Genomic DNA, 17,867 nt, shown 5'->3' with positions numbered 1-17,867 from the left:
GCATTATGATTGAAATAAACAATTTAAAGTATTCATATGATAAATCTTTTTTTAGAAAAAAATTATCAAATTATAATATTGAAATAGAAAATTTATCCATAAAAAAAGGTTCAAAAATTACAATTTGTGGATTAAATGGTTCGGGAAAATCAACATTTATTAAATTGTTATCAGGAGTTTTGAGTGCAAATGAGGGAAAGATAAATGTTATGGGATTTAATCCTATTAAAGATAGAAAGGAATATGTAAAAAATATTTCAGTGATTTGGGGACAAAGAAGTGGATTGTGGCAGGATTTAACACCTTTGGAAAATTTTGAAGTTTTTTCTAAGTTATATAGAGTAAATAAATTCGAGGCAAAAAAGATTATAGATAAGAGTATAGCTGAATTAAATTGTGAGAGTTTTGTTAATAGACAAGTTAGAAAACTTAGTTTGGGACAAAGAATTAAAATTGAAATAATTGCATCATTAATTCATAGTCCAAAAATTTTATTTTATGATGAAGCTTTTTTAGGTTTGGACTTTAAATCTAAAGCCAAAATTATAGAATATTTGAATAGATATATAGAAGAAAATGATGTTACTTTATTCTTGATTAGTCATGATATTGAAGATTTGGTTCAAATGTGTGATGAGATGCTTTTTTTAGAAAAAGGAAGAATTATTTTAAGAGATAAAATAAAAAATATTATTAATAAGGATTTAGAAAGAACTAATGTTAAAATAAACTTTTATGGGATGTTTAAATTTGATAATATAAAAGAATATATAGGGAATGAGATAATTATTACAAAACAGGCTGACAATTTTATAGAATTATCAGTAACTGCATCTTTTAGTCGATCAAAATTAATTAGACTTTTAGCTAATGACAATAACTTATTGAACATAGAATTTAGTCAGAATGGTTTAGAAAATGTCTTGTTACAAATAGTAAAGTAGAGGATTTAATAGATAAAAACAAAAAATAATTTGACACTTTAATTAGTTTGTGTTAAAATTTAGGTGATATAGAGATATATCAAAAATTAATAAAAAATTCAGGAGGAAGGAATGTTAATTAGATAACTATTATGAGACAGAAATTTAATAGCTTTTTGGAGCTTAGTTTTTTGTTGCCATTTTAGTTATGCATTCCTTTTTGTGTTCTTTTTAGAACTCCTTTTTGAGTTGCAAAATGAATGTTGAAATGGCAATAAGTGGATTGCCATTTTTTTTGTGGCTTATTTAGGAGGATATATGCTTAGTATAAAAAATTTAACGATATATTTAGTGAATGATTTAAGAACTGTTATTGAAGATTTCAGCTTTTCTTTAGAAAGAGGAATGAAAGTTTGTATTATCGGAGAAGAGGGAAACGGAAAGTCCAGCATTTTAAAGGCGATAGTAGATGATGAGGGCTTAAAAGAATATGCTGAAATAAGTGGAGATATAAATAAGCAAAATGAAGTTATAGGATATTTACCACAGATTTTAGAATCAAAGATTTTAAATTTTTCAACAAAGGAATATCTTGAAAATAAAATTAAAGAGGAATTTTTTGACTATAATTTATTTTATAAATTGTTAAAGGAGTTAAATCTTGATGAAAATTTAATAAATGAAAAGCAAAAGATAAGTGAATTATCAGGTGGAGAAAGAATTAAATTTATTTTGCTTTGCGAACTTATGAAAGAACCGACTTGTCTTTTATTGGACGAGCCTAGTAATGATTTGGATATAAATTCTATTGAATGGCTTAAGAATTTTATAAAGAATATTGATATTCCAATAATTTTTATTTCTCACGATGAAGATTTAATTGAAAATTGTGCAAATGTAATTATTCATATTGAACAGCTTATGAGAAAACAAAAACCGAAGATTTCGATTGAAAAGTTGGATTATGAAAATTATGTTGAGAATAGAGGAAATACTATTGAAAGACAGGAGAGAATTGCAAAAAAGCAAAGAGAAGAATTTGATAAGAAACAAAGAAAATATCAGAAAATATATGAAAGAGTGCAACATGAAATCAGAAGTACAAAAAATGATTTTTGGGGGACAGAGCTGAAAATAAAAATGCATACTGTAAAATCTATCGGTAGAAAACTTGAAAAAGAAAAGGAGAATTTACTTGATTTTCCCGATTATGAAGAATCTATTTTTGTAAAATTTGATGAAAATGTAAATTATTCAACAAAAAAGGAAATTTTAGATTTGAATTTGGAAAAACTTGTCATCGGTTCTAAAATTTTGAGTGAAAATTTGGAATTAAAGGTATTTGGTACTGATAAAATCTGTATAATTGGAGAAAATGGAATAGGAAAGACAACTCTTTTAAAGATAATTTTGGAAAATGTAAAGAAAAATGTAAAGATTGCCTATATGCCTCAAAATTATGACGATAAGATGAATGTTGATATGAGTATTATAGATTATTTGAGTAAGACTTACGAAAAGGAGGAGACTACAAAAATAAGGACATTTTTAGGGTCAATGAAGTTTACTGCAGATGAGATGTTTCATAATTTAAAATCACTTTCCGGAGGACAAAAGGCGAAAATTTACTTCTTAAAAATGATTTTAGAAAATCCCGAAGTTTTAATTTTAGATGAGCCTACTAGAAATTTATCTCCTTTTTCGTCAGTAGAAATCAGAAAATTATTAAAATCCTATAAAGGCTCAATAATCTCAGTTTCTCACGATAAAAAATATATTAATGAGGTTTGTGATAAGGTTTATAGGCTTAACAAAAATGGATTGGAGCTTGTAATTTAAAAGTAAGAATTCATTTAATCAAAATTTTGACTACTTTTTGTATTTATGGTAAAATAAAAGCTAGTTAATTAGGATTTTAACATAAAAAGCGGAGGATATATGGATAAAATTTTTGATATTTTAGAGGGTATTTTTTCAGTTGAAACCTTTGGAAATTTAAAGCTATATGATTTAATGGCAATTATTTTTAAATATATTTTTGTAATTATTATCTATTATTTTATTTATAATATAATTAAAATGATATATTTTGATATTAGCACAACTAGCGAAATGAGTGAGGTTTCCAATACCTATTTAAAACTTATAAACAGAAAGGAAAGTCTTCCTTTTAAGGTTCATGAACATTATTATATAAATAATGAGACAACTTTGGGTCGTGGAGATTCTAATGATATTGTAATAAATGATAAATTTATTTCTAAAAAACATATGAGAATTATTAAAGAAGACGGAATTTATTATATTGAAGATTTAGGTTCTGCAAATGGAACTTTGCTAAATGGAGAACCAATTACAGAAGCTATTGAACTTAAAGATAAGGATTTAATAGATGTTGGTCGAATTGAGTTCTTATTTGTAAATGAGGAAGTTGATGATGATTAGTAAAAAATTAAAGTCAAGATTTAGAACTTTAAATGTAAATTCCTATGTCAGCACTAAGAGCATTCAAGGACTTTTGTTGTTCTTTCAAATTTTAGGATTATTTCTAATTATGGCTAGGGATTTCGCGAATTTTGACAAAACTAAGTTGTTTTTTATGATTGCCTTGATAGGCTTTGTATATATTTCTGGAAAACTGGTACAGAAGTTTACTAGGGGCGATTATTATATAATGCTTATTGCAAATATGTTATTTTCCATTGGAATATTAGAGATTTATAGACTAAATAATAAATTAGCATATAGGCAAATTATTTGGTTTTGTATCGGAATTGTAGCATTTTGGGTTATATATTTAATTTTAAAATATATAAGAATCTGGAGCAAAATGTATTATTTTTATGCTGGAATTTCTTATCTTTTATTTATTGCAACATTCGTTTTGGGTAGTAGAATTAATGGTGCAAAAAACTGGATAAGATTGGGGAAAAATTTTGCTTTCCAACCATCCGAGCTTATAAAAATTGCTTTTGTTTTCCTTATTGCAGCTTATTATAAAAATAGAGAAAAGTTTGAAAAAGATATTTTTAAAAAATACAGTTTACATTTCTTTTTCTACACATTTTTAGGATTTCTATTTTTACAAAAAGACTTAGGGACTGTACTTGTGTTTTCAGGGGTTTTCATCTTTGCACAATATATGTACGAGCCACATAGAAAATATATTTTAATTAATCTTTTAGTTCTTTCTTTTGGGGCTATTTTAGGATATGTTTTGTTTAAGCATGTTAAGGTAAGAGTAAAAATCTGGCTAGATCCTTTTAAATATGCCGATGGAATGGGCTATCAAATAATTCAAGGTTTCTATGCAATTGCAAGTGGTGGATTTTTTGGAAAAGGTCTTGGACTTGGAAGACCTGATTATATTCCATTTGCAGAAAGTGACTATATATTTGCAAGTATTTGTGAAGAAATGGGAATTTTAATGGGAATGGGAGTAGTTATGTTGTTCTTAATCTTAACATATAGAGGCTTAAAAACTTCTATGGAACAACATAATAAATTCTACAAATATGTAGCTTTTTGTCTTTCATTAATTTTCGCTTTTCAGTCATTGATAATGTTCGGAGGAATTTTAAAGCTTATTCCTCTTACAGGAATTACAATTCCTTTTGTCAGCTATGGAGGTTCTTCAATTCTTTCAAGTTTCATCGCTTTGGGAATTTTACAGTATGCCTCTGAAGAGAATATATAGGAGAATATTATGATTGAAATAAAAAGATATAAAAGAGTTTTAACATTTATAAGTTTATTATTTATTTTAATTCTTGGATATATGACTTATTTTCAAGTTGCAAAAGCAGATAAACTTAAAAATGATGAAGATAATAAAAGAAATTGGGTTGATGACAATAAATTAAAGAGAGGAAATATTCTCGATTCTAATGGAAATATTTTAGCAGAAACTAAAACTGATGATAAAGGAGATAAATATAGATATTTTCCTTATGGAGAAGCTTATGCCCATATTGTTGGATATAATAGTAAGAAATATGGAAAGACGGGAATCGAAAAGAAATTTAATACAACTCTTTTAAATAAACAAGATAAAACTCCTATCGGAGAATTAAAGAAAATCTTGGTTGATCAAAAAGAGGGTAATTCAGTAAAATTGACTACAAATACGGAATTACAACAATATGCTCTTTCTCTTTTGAAGGGTCATAAGGGCTCAATGATTTTGATGAATCCACAAACAGGGTCAATAATTACAATGGCCGATATGCCGACTTTTGATCCGAATACAATAGAATCTAATTGGGCAAATATTATTGCTGATGAAGAAAATGCTCCACTTTTAGCAAGAAGTACTTCTGGCCTTTTTACACCAGGTTCTGTTTATAAACTAATAACAGGAACGGCATTACTTGAAAAGCTTAGTGGAAAAGATTTAAATTACAATGATAAGGGGTCGACAACTATTGACCATTACAAAATAAATAACTACGCTAAGGAAGCTAATGGAAATATAGATTTGAGAAAAGCTTTGGTAAAATCCTCAAACACATATTTTGCAGATCAAGTACAAAAAATTGGTGTTGATTCAATGATTGATGTAAGTAAAAGATTTATGTTTGGTCAAGAAATTCCTTTTGAATTAAAAACTGCAATTTCTCCAATACCATACAATGAGAAATCAACAGCTTTAGAGCTTGCTACTGGTGCTTTTGGTCAAGGAAAAGACTTAGTTACTCCATTACATGTTGCTATGTATACAAGTGCAATTGCCAATGGTGGAAATATGATGAAGCCTCATATTGTAAGTGAAATTTTAGATCCAAGCGGAAAACTAATTGAAAAAATTTCACCAGAAGTTTTATCAAAAGTTGCTGATAAACAAGTAATGGATACAATGAAAGATTATTTGAAATCTTCAGGAGATAAAAATTTCGTTGGATTTGTTAAAGGAAAGAAAGTTGCTGGTAAGACAGGAACTGCAGAAAAAACAAAGGATAAAATTCACTCTTGGGTAACAGTTTTTTATCCGGTAGATAATCCTACAATTGTTTGTACTGCATTTTTTGAAGAAGAAAACAAAATTGCTGCTGAAATGATTCCTCTTGTAAAAAAACTTGTAAATAAAGCTATAGAACTTGGATATTAGGAGTAAGAATGAATTATAAGGTGCTATTTAGAATTGAAAGGTTAAAACTTATAGACAAACTAAAGGCAAAAATAGTAAATTACAGAAGATATTGTGAAGAAATGGGAGATACTTGCGAGATTGAAATAGTTTGTGCCGGAAATGTTGTTACACATTTTTTAGAGGAAGATGAGTTTTTTAAGGATGAGAGTTTACAAGTTAAACTATGTAAAAATGCTCTAAATGGATTAAAACCAAATTATGAACAGAAAAATATTCAAATAGTTTCAGCAGGAATTGGAGAGGTAATCAAAAGAAAATCTGAAGGCTGGATTGAATATACAATAGAATAAAAATTTTTTGAAAAAGAATGTGCAAACATTCTTTTTTTTATAAAAATATTGATAAAAAGTGAAAAAAGTGGTAAAATTAATGTGTGAAATTTTAATTTTTTTATTTGGAGGATATGATGGAAAAATATAATTGGTCTTTGGAAAAGATTTACAAGAATTCAGATGAAGCAAGGGCAGAGATAAAACTTTGTGACGAATACGTTGAAAAAATATTAAAAGAAGAAAAAACTATTAAAAACTTAAAAAATATAATGGAATTATCTGAAAAGGCTAATAGACTTTTAGAAAAATTATATACTTATTCATATATGAAAAGAGATGAAGATAGTAGAGTTCCTGAATCTCAAAAATTAGCTTTAGAAGTAAATTCACTAGGAACAAGAGTAGGTTCAGCTATGACATTTTTTGATCCTTTCTTAATGAGTTTATCTGATGAAGAATTAGAAAACTTTTACAAAGAGGGAGATAACGAAAAGTATAGAGTGTTTTTTGATAATATTTTAAGATTTAAACCTCATACATTAAGTGCAGATGAAGAAAAGCTTCTTGCAAATACTAGTGAAATGATGGGAACAGGTCAAAGCTCTTTTTATATGTTAAGTTTTGCTGATATGGATTATGGTAATATTGATAGCAAAGATGGAGAAAAATTAACTCCTGGAAATTATAATACTTTCCTTTTAGATGAAAATGAAGAAGTAAGAAAAGAAGCATTTGATAAAATGTATGGAACTATTTCAAGTTTTAAAAATACTTATGCAACAACACTATATAGTGCAATTAAAAATTTAACAATACTTGCTAAGGTTAAACACTATCCTTCAGCTAGATATATGGAATTATTCCAAGATTGTGTTCCTGAAACAGTTTATGATTCTTTGATAGAAAGTATTGAAGAATATTTGCCATCTCTTCATAAATATTATGGATTAAGAAAGAAAGCATTAAAGAAAGATAAACAATATATGTGGGATGTTTCTATCAATTTAGAAAAAGAATTTGACCAAAAATATCCTTATGAAAAAGCAAGAGAACTAATAACTGAAGGTCTTAAACCATTGGGAGAAGACTATATTGAAGTTCTAAATAGAGGTTTTGATGATCGTTGGGTTGACGTTTATCCAAGAGAAGGAAAAGCTGGTGGAGCATATTCATGGGGAAGCTTTGATACAGATCCATATATCCTAATGAATTATACAGATACTTTAGATAGTATGTTTACATTAGCTCATGAATTTGGACATTCAATGCATAGTTATTATTCAAAATCAGACAATGACTATCTATATGCTCAATATAAGATTTTCGTTGCAGAAGTTGCATCAACTTTTAATGAATTAACTTTATTAGACTATATGTTGAAAAATGTTAAAGATAAACACGAAAAAATTTATATTTTAAACTATTATATAAATATGTTTATAGGAACAGTATTTAGACAAACTATGTTTGGTGAGTTTGAAAAGAATACACATTTAGAAGTTGAAGCAGGAAATGCCTTAACTGCTGATGATTTCACAAGAATCATGGGCGAATTAAATGACAAATATTATGGAGAAAATGTTGAAAAGAGTGAATTAGCTAATTACTTATGGGCGAGAATTCCTCATTTCTACACTAATTTCTATGTATATAAATATGCAACAAGTTTCTGTGCTGCAAGTTTCTTATCAAGCAGAGTAGTTAAGGGAGATAAAGAAGCATTAAAGAGTTATAGAAATTTCTTAAAAGACGGATGTAGACATCAACCAATAGAACAATTAAGAGCCGCAGGAATAGATATGGAAGATAAAAATTCTATCAATAAAGCTCTAGATGTTTTCAAAGGTTTAGTTGACGAACTAGAAAAAGAATTAGAAGCTTAGAAAGATTTAAGGAGGGTTTTTTTCGTGTCTAAGAAAAATAATAAAAAGAATAAAATTGAAAAAAATTCTTCAAATTTTTCAGAGGGGGGATTTGACAAGTCTATTTTATCAGACTATTCTCAATGGAGAGAAGAATATTCCGAAAAAGAAATTTCTGAAGAAGATGTTCTCGAATCCACTACAGAACCAGAGGATAATATAGTTCAAGAAACGGACAAAGTCGATGATTTAGACTTTAAATCAAATCTTATTAATTCAGAAGTGGAAGACCATACTTTTTCAACTGATGAAGAAAAAGCAGAAATTACATCAAAGGCTGAAAAAGAAAAAGAGAACAAGGAAGAAAAGTACGAAGAAAAAGATAAAGAAGAAAATAATAAAGAAAAAGATAAAGACGACGAAGATGCGATTTTAACAGAAACACAAAGGCTTCAACTAATTTATGGGAATGTAGTTCCTCTACATGAAAGACGTCGTAGAGGAAGTAAATCCTCTAAACATAAAAATAAAGAGACTCATAAGGAAAAAAATGTAGAAGTTTTAAAAGATACTGATGGTGAAGAAAAAGAAATTTCTCAAGAGGAAGAAATTTCTCAAAAACCAATCCAAAGTGTTGAACAAAATGAAGTAGAAAAGCCTATTGAAACTTCTGAGCCAGAAGATAAACCTAAAGAAAAAGAGTATTATCAGGCAGTAGATAATAAAGAGAAAAAAGAGACAATTAAGTATGATATGCCAAAAGTGCCAAAGATTTTAAAGATGATTTTTGCTTTTACTATAATTTTGGCAATTTCAACTGTTGGTTTCTTTGGACTTAAGGCATATCATTCACTTGGAGTTAAACTTCCTGGTATTTTATCAGGAGTTGAATCTAAAAAAATAGGATTTTACACATCAAACTTTGTTTTTAATGATAAAGTCATAGATAAGAATCAGGCAGAAAATTTGATTTCTATGTTTGAAGAAGATGAAACGAAGTTAGCTACAATTACAAAATGGCTTAAAGAGGATGCTGAAAATCTAAAGAAAGATGAAAATTACAAGAGTAATAGACCTGTTAGACTTCAAAAAAGTGGAAAAGTTTTAGGACTTTTTGATGATTATAAAATTTGTTTAGATCCGATAAAGTTGAAAGTCGAAAAAAATGAAGAGGTTCAAACTTCTATTTTGTTAAATGGTAAAGAAGAGGCTATTTCAGATAAGGAATATGAACTATTTCCTGGCAAATATACAGTTTTCTATTATGATAATAATGTGAAATTAAAAGAAGAATTTTCTCTTTTCTATGATGAAAAGTCTAGCGTTAAAACTGTGTCCTATGGAGCTGGAACGGAATATCAATTAGCGAATGAAGTTGAAAAACTAGATACCAATTCAAAAGAAAGTTCATTTAAAATTTTAACAAGAGATGAAAATAGTATTTTATTCGTAAATGATAAAAATACAGAGTTAACTGTAAAAGAATTTAATAAATTATCAGGAACTAATATAAAAGAGGGAGATGTTTTAAAAGTAGTAACAAAAATGCCTTGGGGTTATACTATATCAGAAGGAGTAACTTATTCTGGTGAAGGTAAAATAAATGTAAGCACATCTCTTACAGATAAAAGACTTTTAAATGTTGCAATTTCAAGGACTATTGAATTGTTGAGAGAAGATGTTCAATCAAGAGGTAAGAAAGATGCAAGTTTATTGACTATAATGACAGATCCATCATTAGGGGTTGAAAAGAGAAGAGTAGAGTCATTGATAAATAGTGGAAGGGAATATGTCGGAGGCTATCCATCAATGGAATTTGACCTCAATTCTTTTGAAATTAGAGAACATGGCGACACTTATGAAATGTATATAGGTGGACATCTATTAGTTCAAGAGACAACTTATCCTCAAAATAATAAACCACCACAACTGTCATCAATTACTCCTGTAGAATCTACAGTAGGGTTCCATTTTATCTATGATAAAGAAAAGAAAAATTGGTATAGTAACATTTGGGGTTTCACAACAAGGACAATTACAAGAAATAATATAAAAAGTGTTGACTTATCAAAAGATATGATTGCAAGATAGAAAAACTGTTGAATTAATACAATCTCTGAAAGTTTACAAAAAGCTCATCTAAGTTAATTAGATGAGCTTTAAGTTTTTTTGTGTTTTATTTTTTAGTGTTCAATTTATATTCGACTTTTGTGTCTTCATCAATGATTTTACTGATTGACGAGTAAACAAATTTATTTTTTAAACCATTAGCAGTAATATAAGTTTTTCCATTTTCTTGTTTTAAATTAGCATTTGAATAGTGGGTTTCCTTTCCGTTTTCTTTAATAAATAAATTAGCCTGTCCATTTTCTGTTACAGCGAACACAATCTGAACTCCTGAATCAGAAATAAAACTTTTATTGGAAATATTTTTTATATCTTCTGTAATTTTTATCTTATTAACTGAATCTAAATTATCAGGGAATTCTCCTTGCTTAGATGCTTTATATTCAAGATTGTTTTTTGTGTCTTTTATTGTTTTGTCATTTATTATTTCTAAATCTAAATCCAAATTATCAGCTGTAATAAATTCTTTTCCATCTTTTTTAGTTATTTTTGCATTTTCATATATCATGTAACCAGCACCAGAGTTTATTTTCTCATACATAACTAAATGATATTTTTTTGAATCAGAAGAATTTTCATTATCCTTAGTTTCTTCAATGGTAAATGCCTTTTCTTTTGAGATAAAAGATTTATCGCTTAGCTGTTCTATTTTTACTCCTTTTGCTGAACAAGAGCAAAAAATTAAAGTAACTAAAGCAAAGATAAAACATTTTTTAAAAAATTTTATCATATTATTGAATACCTCCAATATTATATTTAGCACTTTTGTACTATAAACTAATTATATCATAAAAAATAATAAATAAAAGACTAATAATTTTTGTAAAAATATGATATAATTATATGATAATAGTATTAGTTTAATAATGAAAAAAGAATTATTAAGCTTTTTTTAGTAGTACACATAATTAAATTAGTAAAATTTGATTTTAAAATTAAGTTAGGAGCACTATATGAATATTAATATAGATATTATTTATCAAAATATTGAGTTTCTGGTAAAAATGATTCTTGCAACCTCTATGGGAGCAATAATTGGTTTTGAAAGAAAGAGTAGAAATAAAGAAGCAGGTATTAGAACTCATGCAATAGTTTGTTTGGCATCTGCACTTATGATAATAGTTTCTAAATATGGTTTTTTTGATGTAGATGAATACGATGCAGCCCGTGTTGCTGCTCAAGTTGTTTCTGGAATTGGTTTTTTGGGAGCAGGACTTATTTTTATAAAAAACAATGCCGTAAATGGACTTACTACTGCTGCGGGAATCTGGGCGACTGCCGGAATTGGTTTAGCTATGGGAGCAGGACTTTATGGGGTAGCAATTGGTGGAACATTTTTAATCGTAATTATTCAAACTTTGATGCATAAAGATACTTTTTTGAATAAAGATCATTTGACTATTACTTTTGAAATAAGTTTGGAAGACAGTTTTAATACAATCAGAGAAATTCGTAGTTGTTTAGAAAGATTTAGACTTGAAATTCAAAATGTAGAAGTTGTTAAGAAGAGTAGATCTGTAATAGTTAGATTTTATACTGTAGTTCCTCTTGATTTTGAAAGAGAACATTTGGAAGATTTAATTTTTGATGATGATAGAGTTAAAAAGATAGAAATGTAGTTGACTTTTTCGGCTATTTTTTATATAATTATTTCAATATTTAATACTGAGCGTTGATTGTGCTTACAACACAGGAGCTCAAAAGTAATTGTGCTTAAACAATATGAGGCCTATGCGAAGAAAGGTGGTACCACGATAAGTCGTCCTTTCACAGTTTTAGGTCTTTTTTTATAGGAGGATTTTATGGAATATAAGAATATTTTTGAAGAGCTTGTAGATAGAGGATATTTTGAACAAGCTACTTATGAAGATGAATTAAAGGAGTTATTGTCTAAGGAAAGAGTAAAGTTTTATATAGGTTTTGATGCAACGGCGGATAGTTTGACAATTGGTCATTTTATTCAAATTATGGTTATGAAGAGAATGCAAAACTATGGTCATATTCCAATTGCGCTTTTAGGTGGTGGGACTACAATGATAGGCGACCCTTCTGGAAGAAGCGATATGAGAATGGTAATGACTGAAGAACAAATTAATCATAATGCAAAAAGATTTTTTGAACAACTTTCAAGATTTATTGATTTTTCAGATGGAAATGCTATTATAGAAAATAATAAAGATTGGCTTTTGGATTTGAATTTTATAAAATTTATGAAAGAAGTAGGAGTTCATTTTAGTGTAAATAAAATGCTAACTTGTGATGCTTATAAAAACAGAATGGAAAAAGGTCTTACATTCTTTGAATTTTCATATATGTTAATGCAAAGTTATGATTTCTTATACCTATACAGAAAACATGGTTGTAAATTGCAATTAGGTGGTAGCGACCAATGGAGTAATATACTTGGTGGATATGACCTTGTTAGAAAACTTGAACAAGATAAGGTTTATGCAATGACTTTTAAACTTTTAACAACTGCTGACGGTGTTAAAATGGGTAAATCTCAAAAAGGTGCTGTTTGGTTGGATGAAGAAAAAACTTCTCCTTATGAACTTTTCCAATATATGAGAAATGTTGATGATAGAGATGTTGAAAAGTTTTTACTTATGCTAACTTTCCTACCAACTGAAAAATGTAGAGAATTAGGAAAATACAAAGATGAAAGAATAAATGAAGCAAAAGAAATTTTAGCTTTTGAAGTAACTAAGATTATTCATGGTGAAGAAAAGGCTAAAAAAGCATTGGAAACTTCAAGAGCATTATTCAGTGGAGAACTTTTAGATGAAAATATGCCTTCAACAGAAATTAAAAAATCGGATTTTGAAAATGAAGAAATAGGAATTTTAGACTTGATTAGAACTTGTGGACTTTCAAAGTCTAATGGAGAAGCTAGAAGACTTATAGAACAAGGTGGAATTTCTTTAAATGGAGAAAAAATTACAGATACAAATACAAAAGTTTCTCTTAATTTAGAAGAAATTGTTATTAAAAAAGGTAAAAAAGTATATCACAGAGTAATTGCTTTATAGGGGATTTTGATGAAAAAAGAAGATGTTTATGTAGTAGGAATTGCTGGAGGCTCTGCTTCTGGCAAGACTACGATTATTGAAAAGTTAAAAAAACAATTTAAAGATGAAATTGTTATGATTAGCCATGATTTTTACTATTGGCCAAATGATGATAAGACTTTAGAAGAAAGAGCAAAGTTAAATTATGATCATCCTAAGTCTTTTGAAACTTCCAAACTTATTGAAGATATTAAGGTTTTAAAATCAGGTAAGCCAGTAGATTTGCCAATTTATGATTTTACAATTCATACTAGAAGCAAAGAAACTATGAGAGTATATCCAAAACCTGTAATAATCGTTGAAGGAATTTTAATTTTAGAAGATGTAAGACTTAGAGAATTAATGGATTTAAAGGTTTATGTCGATACTGATGCTGATGAAAGACTTATTAGAAGAATTTTAAGAGATACAAAAGAGAGAGGTAGAAGTCTTGAAAGTATTTTGACCCAATATCAAAATACGGTTAAGCCAATGCATGAGGAGTTTATTGAACCAAGTAAAAAGCATGCAGATATAATCATTCCTCGTGGTGGAGAAAACACTCCTGCCATAAAGATGTTGGTTCAACATTTAAAGACTTTTTTGGATAAAAATGAAAAAAAATAGTAAGACAAATGTATGTAGAATTTTAGATAGTAAAAAAATAAAATATGAATTTGTAGTTAGAGATGAAGACAAAGAATTTGAAGAAATTGGAATAGATAGAAATATATGCTTTAAGACACTTGTTCTAGAAGGAAGTGATAAAAATCATTATGTCTGTGTTATTCCTATTGACGCACATTTGGATTTGAAAAAAGCAAGTAAATTTTTAAAACTAAAGAGCATTAGAATGATTTTACAAAAAGATTTAGAATCTTTAACAGGTTATGTTCATGGCGGATGTAGTCCTGTTGGAATGAAGACTAAATTTAAAACTGTTTTTGATGAAACTGCAAAAAATATGGAGAAATTTCTTGTAAGTGCTGGAAAAGTTAGAAATTCAATTATAGTAAATCCTATTGAATTTGCAGGCTTTTGTGATGCAGATTTTGCTGATTTGGTGGTAGAATAATGATAAATTGTATAATACTTGCAGGGGGTAATTCTAGAAGAATGACTTTTCCCAAAGAGTATATTGAAATTGAAGAAAAGTATCTGATACACAATTCAATAGAAGCGTTAAAAAATCTTTTTGACGATATAGTTGTCGTTTCTAATAATAAAGACCATTATAAAGATGTAAAAGTAAGAGTTGTTAGGGACATTTTTTACAAAAAAGGTCCAATGGCTGGACTTCATAGTGGGCTTTGTTATTCAAATAATGAATTTTCATTTTTGACTGCATGTGATATGCCAAATATGGATGAAAAGTTTATTAGATTTTTGATTTCAAAATTAGATAAAGATTTTGATGGCTTAGTTTGTCTTTCAAAAGGTGGAAAAATATTACCTATGAATGGAATCTATAAAAATTCTTTGAAAGAAAATTTAAGAGAAGAATTAATTAAAGATAATCTAAAATTTGTAAAATTTATTGAAGATAGTAATTTTAAATTTTTAGAATATGAAGAATGGAAAAATTTTGATGATAAAAATATATTTGAAAACTTAAATACTATAAAAGAATTGGAAGAATTTAAAAAGAAATTATTGACAATAAATAAAGATTAATGACGGTTTATACCGTCTTTTTTTGAATTTAATTAAAATATATTATCAAAATTAATACATTTTTATACGTTTTTTTAAATTGACAAAATACTGAAAAAGTTGTAAAATAGTAATTGTGAGTAATCACATTTAATTTTAAGGAATAATAATTTGATAATTGTAACTTGAAAATTTAATATGAGGAGGTGTGTAAGACTAATGCCAAAGGAATTTATATTACTTCCTGTTTTTTTGATTGTTGGTACTATTATTGGCTATGTTTTTAGAAGGTTTACTTCAGAAAAACTCATAAACGGTGCTGAAAATCACGCAAAAAAAATTGTTGAAGATGCTATAAAAGAAGCTGAAACTAAGAAAAAAGAAAAATTAGTTGAAGCAAAAGAAGAAGCTCATAGAATAAGACAAGAAAGCGATAAGGAAAACAGAGAGAGAAGAAACGAAATTCAAAAATTGGAACGTCGTTTGATTACTAAAGAAGAAAATTTAGACAAGAAAAACGAAAATTTAGATAAGAAAAATGAACGTTTAAATAAAGAATTAAAGGCTTTAGAAGTTAAAGAAACTGAAATTGAAAAATTAGTTGAAAAGCAAAAAGAAGAACTTGAAAGAGTTGCCAATATATCATCTGAAGAAGCTAAAGAAATTATACTTGAAGAAGTTAGACAAGAAAGTATAAAAGATGCTGCAAACATCATTAGAGAAATTGAACAAAATGCTAGGGATAATGCGGAAAAAAATGCAAGATATATTATTGGAACAGCTATTCAAAGATATGCAGCTGATCAAGTTGCAGAATCTACAGTTAGCGTTGTAACTTTACCTAATGACGAAATGAAGGGTAGAATTATAGGTAGAGAAGGTAGAAATATTAGAACATTTGAAAGCTTGACAGGAGTAGATTTGATTATTGACGATACACCTGAAGCGGTTGTTTTATCTTCATTCGACCCAGTTAGAAGAGAAATTGCAAGACTTGCTCTTGAAAAATTGATTAATGACGGAAGAATTCACCCAACAAGAATTGAAGAAATGATTGAAAAATCAAGACAGGAAGTTGAAAATAGTATTAGAATTGCAGGAGAAGACGCTTGCGATCAAACTAATATTCATGGACTACATCCTGAATTGATAAAACTTTTAGGAAGATTAAAGTACAGAACTTCTTATGGACAAAATGTTTTGAAACATTCAATAGAAGTTGCACATTTAGCAGGAATGTTAGCTGCTGATATCGGAGCTGATGTTAAAATTGCTAAAAGAGGTGGTCTATTACATGATATAGGTAAGGCGATAGATCACGAAATGGAAGGAAACCACGTTGAATTAGGTGTTCAAATGGCTAAAAAATATAAGGAAAAACGTGAAGTTCTCCATTGTATTGAGGCACATCACAATGACGTTGAACCATCAACTGTTGAGGCACTTTTGGTACAAGCTGCGGATGCTATTTCAGCTGCAAAACCAGGTGCAAGACGTGAGTCTGTTGAAAATTATATTAAGCGTTTGGAAAATCTTGAAGAGATTGCAAATTCATTTGATGGAATTGAAAAATCTTTTGCAATTCAAGCAGGACGTGAAATAAGAGTATTGGTTAAACCAGAAGTTATTGACGAAGATAAGATGTTATTAACTTCAAAAGAAATTATTAAGAAAATACAAGAAGAACTTGAGTATCCTGGAACAATTAAGGTTAATTTAATTAGGGAAACAAGAGTTGTTGACTACGCTAAATAGTTTTTAAATTTGAAAACAAGAATGTTTATAGAAATATAGACATTCTTTTTTTATGCAAAATTGAAAGTTGTTAGATTTATTTATGTATCTTCGATACATTCACTTTTGTTTTCAACGAAAGTGTGAGATCTCTCCACTCCACTTCGTTTCGGTCGAGATGACGTATAAGGGAGTGTACTCATTTTAGAGCTAGACGTGAATGGTAAATAAACTTCAAAAAATATTTAAAAATTATTTAAAATAAAATATTTAACGTCATAGTACTTTGCAAAGAAAATATCTCGACACGTCATTTCGACCGAAACGAAGCAAAGCTGAGTGAAGTGAATCTAGCTCTAACTTTGTTTGCTTGTAAAAAAAGTAGGACTGACGGGAGTTAATTGTATATATAGTAAAATAATTTACGTCATTTTCTATGCAAAGAAAGTCTCCTAACACGTCATCTCGAGCGTAGTCGAGAGATCTCCTAAAGCTCCTGTTCTTAATGGTATTTCCTAATAAGGTTTTTAAGTTGATATTCTTTTGCAATTATGATATATTTATATTAATCAATCATTTTGTTTACAAATAATAGGAGTAAATTATGAAAAGAGAAAAGTTATCAGTTTTAGGGATTGGTCCGTTATATGTGGGTATTATACTGATTGTAACAAGTATTTTAATATTTTTACAAAATAAGGGTTATTTTAAAAATGGAGAAATTTCTTTTTTAAAAATACCTTTTATAATTATAGGTATTTTATGTATAGTTATAGGTATTGGACTGTGGGTTTCTGCAGTTGTTAATTCAAGAATTTCTAAGAATATAAAGGAACTAAAATTGGTAACTACGGGAGTTTTTTCGGTTGTAAGAAATCCGATTTATTCAGCTTTTATGTTTCTTTGTTGGGGAATTTGTTTTGTTTTCAATAATTTATATTTTTTAATTACAATTCCAATTTATTGGATTCTTTTGACAATTTTAGTAAAAAATACGGAAGAAATATGGCTTAAAGATATTTTTGGAGAGGAATATCTGGCATATTGTAAGAGGACAAATAGATGTATCCCTTGGTTTTCTAGAAAATCTTGATTAACTT

Annotated in this window: 16 protein-coding genes; 15 read left to right on the top strand and 1 reads right to left on the bottom strand. The window is 28.1% G+C overall.

Annotation, left to right across the window (positions count from 1 at the left end; translation table 11 throughout):
* Nucleotides 1–5: 5 nt before the first annotated feature.
* The 8 genes from RWJ08_RS04205 (at nt 6) to RWJ08_RS04170 (ending at nt 10,297) form a co-directional block, all read left to right on the top strand.
* The gene (locus tag RWJ08_RS04205; protein WP_313961176.1) at nt 6–944 is read left to right on the top strand and encodes an ATP-binding cassette domain-containing protein; all 939 of its coding nucleotides are present in this window, start codon (nt 6–8) and stop codon (nt 942–944) included.
* A 297-nt stretch (nt 945–1,241) separates the two neighbouring features.
* On the top strand, nt 1,242–2,762 hold the full coding sequence (locus tag RWJ08_RS04200; protein WP_313961175.1) for an ATP-binding cassette domain-containing protein: 1,521 nt from the start codon (nt 1,242–1,244) through the stop codon (nt 2,760–2,762).
* A 99-nt stretch (nt 2,763–2,861) separates the two neighbouring features.
* Nucleotides 2,862–3,368, top strand: a complete 507-nt coding sequence (locus RWJ08_RS04195) for an FHA domain-containing protein (protein ID WP_004831845.1) — start codon at nt 2,862–2,864, stop codon at nt 3,366–3,368.
* A complete protein-coding gene (locus RWJ08_RS04190) occupies nt 3,361–4,620 on the top strand; it encodes an FtsW/RodA/SpoVE family cell cycle protein (protein ID WP_313961174.1) in 1,260 nt (419 codons plus the stop codon). The genes RWJ08_RS04195 and RWJ08_RS04190 overlap by 8 nt, the downstream gene beginning before the upstream one ends.
* A gap of 9 nt (nt 4,621–4,629) precedes the next feature.
* Entirely contained in the window at nt 4,630–6,030 is a 1,401-nt protein-coding gene (locus tag RWJ08_RS04185) for a penicillin-binding transpeptidase domain-containing protein (RefSeq protein ID WP_313961173.1), read from the top strand.
* Nucleotides 6,031–6,038: 8 nt separating this feature from the next.
* Complete coding sequence (locus tag RWJ08_RS04180) at nt 6,039–6,362, top strand: hypothetical protein (protein WP_009355095.1); 324 nt, start codon at nt 6,039–6,041, stop codon at nt 6,360–6,362.
* A 116-nt stretch (nt 6,363–6,478) separates the two neighbouring features.
* Nucleotides 6,479–8,227, top strand: a complete 1,749-nt coding sequence (pepF, locus tag RWJ08_RS04175; RefSeq protein WP_313961172.1) for an oligoendopeptidase F — start codon at nt 6,479–6,481, stop codon at nt 8,225–8,227.
* A gap of 24 nt (nt 8,228–8,251) precedes the next feature.
* Nucleotides 8,252–10,297, top strand: coding sequence for a TcaA second domain-containing protein (locus RWJ08_RS04170; protein ID WP_313961171.1), 2,046 nt, complete (start codon nt 8,252–8,254; stop codon nt 10,295–10,297).
* 85 nt (nt 10,298–10,382) lie between these two features.
* On the opposite strand, the gene RWJ08_RS04165 is transcribed toward RWJ08_RS04170, so the two are convergent.
* A complete protein-coding gene (locus RWJ08_RS04165; protein ID WP_313961170.1) occupies nt 10,383–11,063 on the bottom strand; it encodes a hypothetical protein in 681 nt (226 codons plus the stop codon).
* 223 nt (nt 11,064–11,286) lie between these two features.
* Between RWJ08_RS04165 and RWJ08_RS04160 the strand changes: the two genes are divergently transcribed.
* The 7 genes from RWJ08_RS04160 (at nt 11,287) to RWJ08_RS04130 (ending at nt 17,860) form a co-directional block, all read left to right on the top strand.
* Nucleotides 11,287–11,952 carry an MgtC/SapB family protein gene (locus tag RWJ08_RS04160; protein ID WP_009354483.1) on the top strand — a complete coding sequence of 222 codons (666 nt, stop codon included), beginning with the start codon at nt 11,287–11,289 and terminating at the stop codon, nt 11,950–11,952.
* A gap of 183 nt (nt 11,953–12,135) precedes the next feature.
* Entirely contained in the window at nt 12,136–13,362 is a 1,227-nt protein-coding gene (gene tyrS / locus RWJ08_RS04155) for a tyrosine--tRNA ligase (protein WP_313961169.1), read from the top strand.
* A gap of 9 nt (nt 13,363–13,371) precedes the next feature.
* Complete coding sequence (gene udk, locus RWJ08_RS04150; protein ID WP_313961168.1) at nt 13,372–14,007, top strand: uridine kinase; 636 nt, start codon at nt 13,372–13,374, stop codon at nt 14,005–14,007.
* The gene (locus RWJ08_RS04145) at nt 13,994–14,455 is read left to right on the top strand and encodes an aminoacyl-tRNA deacylase (RefSeq protein WP_313961167.1); all 462 of its coding nucleotides are present in this window, start codon (nt 13,994–13,996) and stop codon (nt 14,453–14,455) included. Before udk ends, RWJ08_RS04145 begins: the two co-directional genes overlap by 14 nt.
* A complete protein-coding gene (locus RWJ08_RS04140; RefSeq protein ID WP_313961166.1) occupies nt 14,455–15,054 on the top strand; it encodes a molybdenum cofactor guanylyltransferase in 600 nt (199 codons plus the stop codon). Before RWJ08_RS04145 ends, RWJ08_RS04140 begins: the two co-directional genes overlap by 1 nt.
* A gap of 198 nt (nt 15,055–15,252) precedes the next feature.
* A complete protein-coding gene (gene rny / locus RWJ08_RS04135; RefSeq protein WP_009354564.1) occupies nt 15,253–16,788 on the top strand; it encodes a ribonuclease Y in 1,536 nt (511 codons plus the stop codon).
* Between the two features lie 583 nt (nt 16,789–17,371).
* The gene (locus tag RWJ08_RS04130) at nt 17,372–17,860 is read left to right on the top strand and encodes an isoprenylcysteine carboxylmethyltransferase family protein (protein WP_313961165.1); all 489 of its coding nucleotides are present in this window, start codon (nt 17,372–17,374) and stop codon (nt 17,858–17,860) included.
* Nucleotides 17,861–17,867 lie beyond the last annotated feature (7 nt).

The sequence above is a fragment of the uncultured Parvimonas sp. genome (assembly GCF_963524015.1).
GTDB lineage: Bacteria > Bacillota > Clostridia > Tissierellales > Peptoniphilaceae > Parvimonas.
Note: the sequence above shows the minus strand (reverse complement) of the source record. Positions and strands in the feature narration are given on the sequence as shown.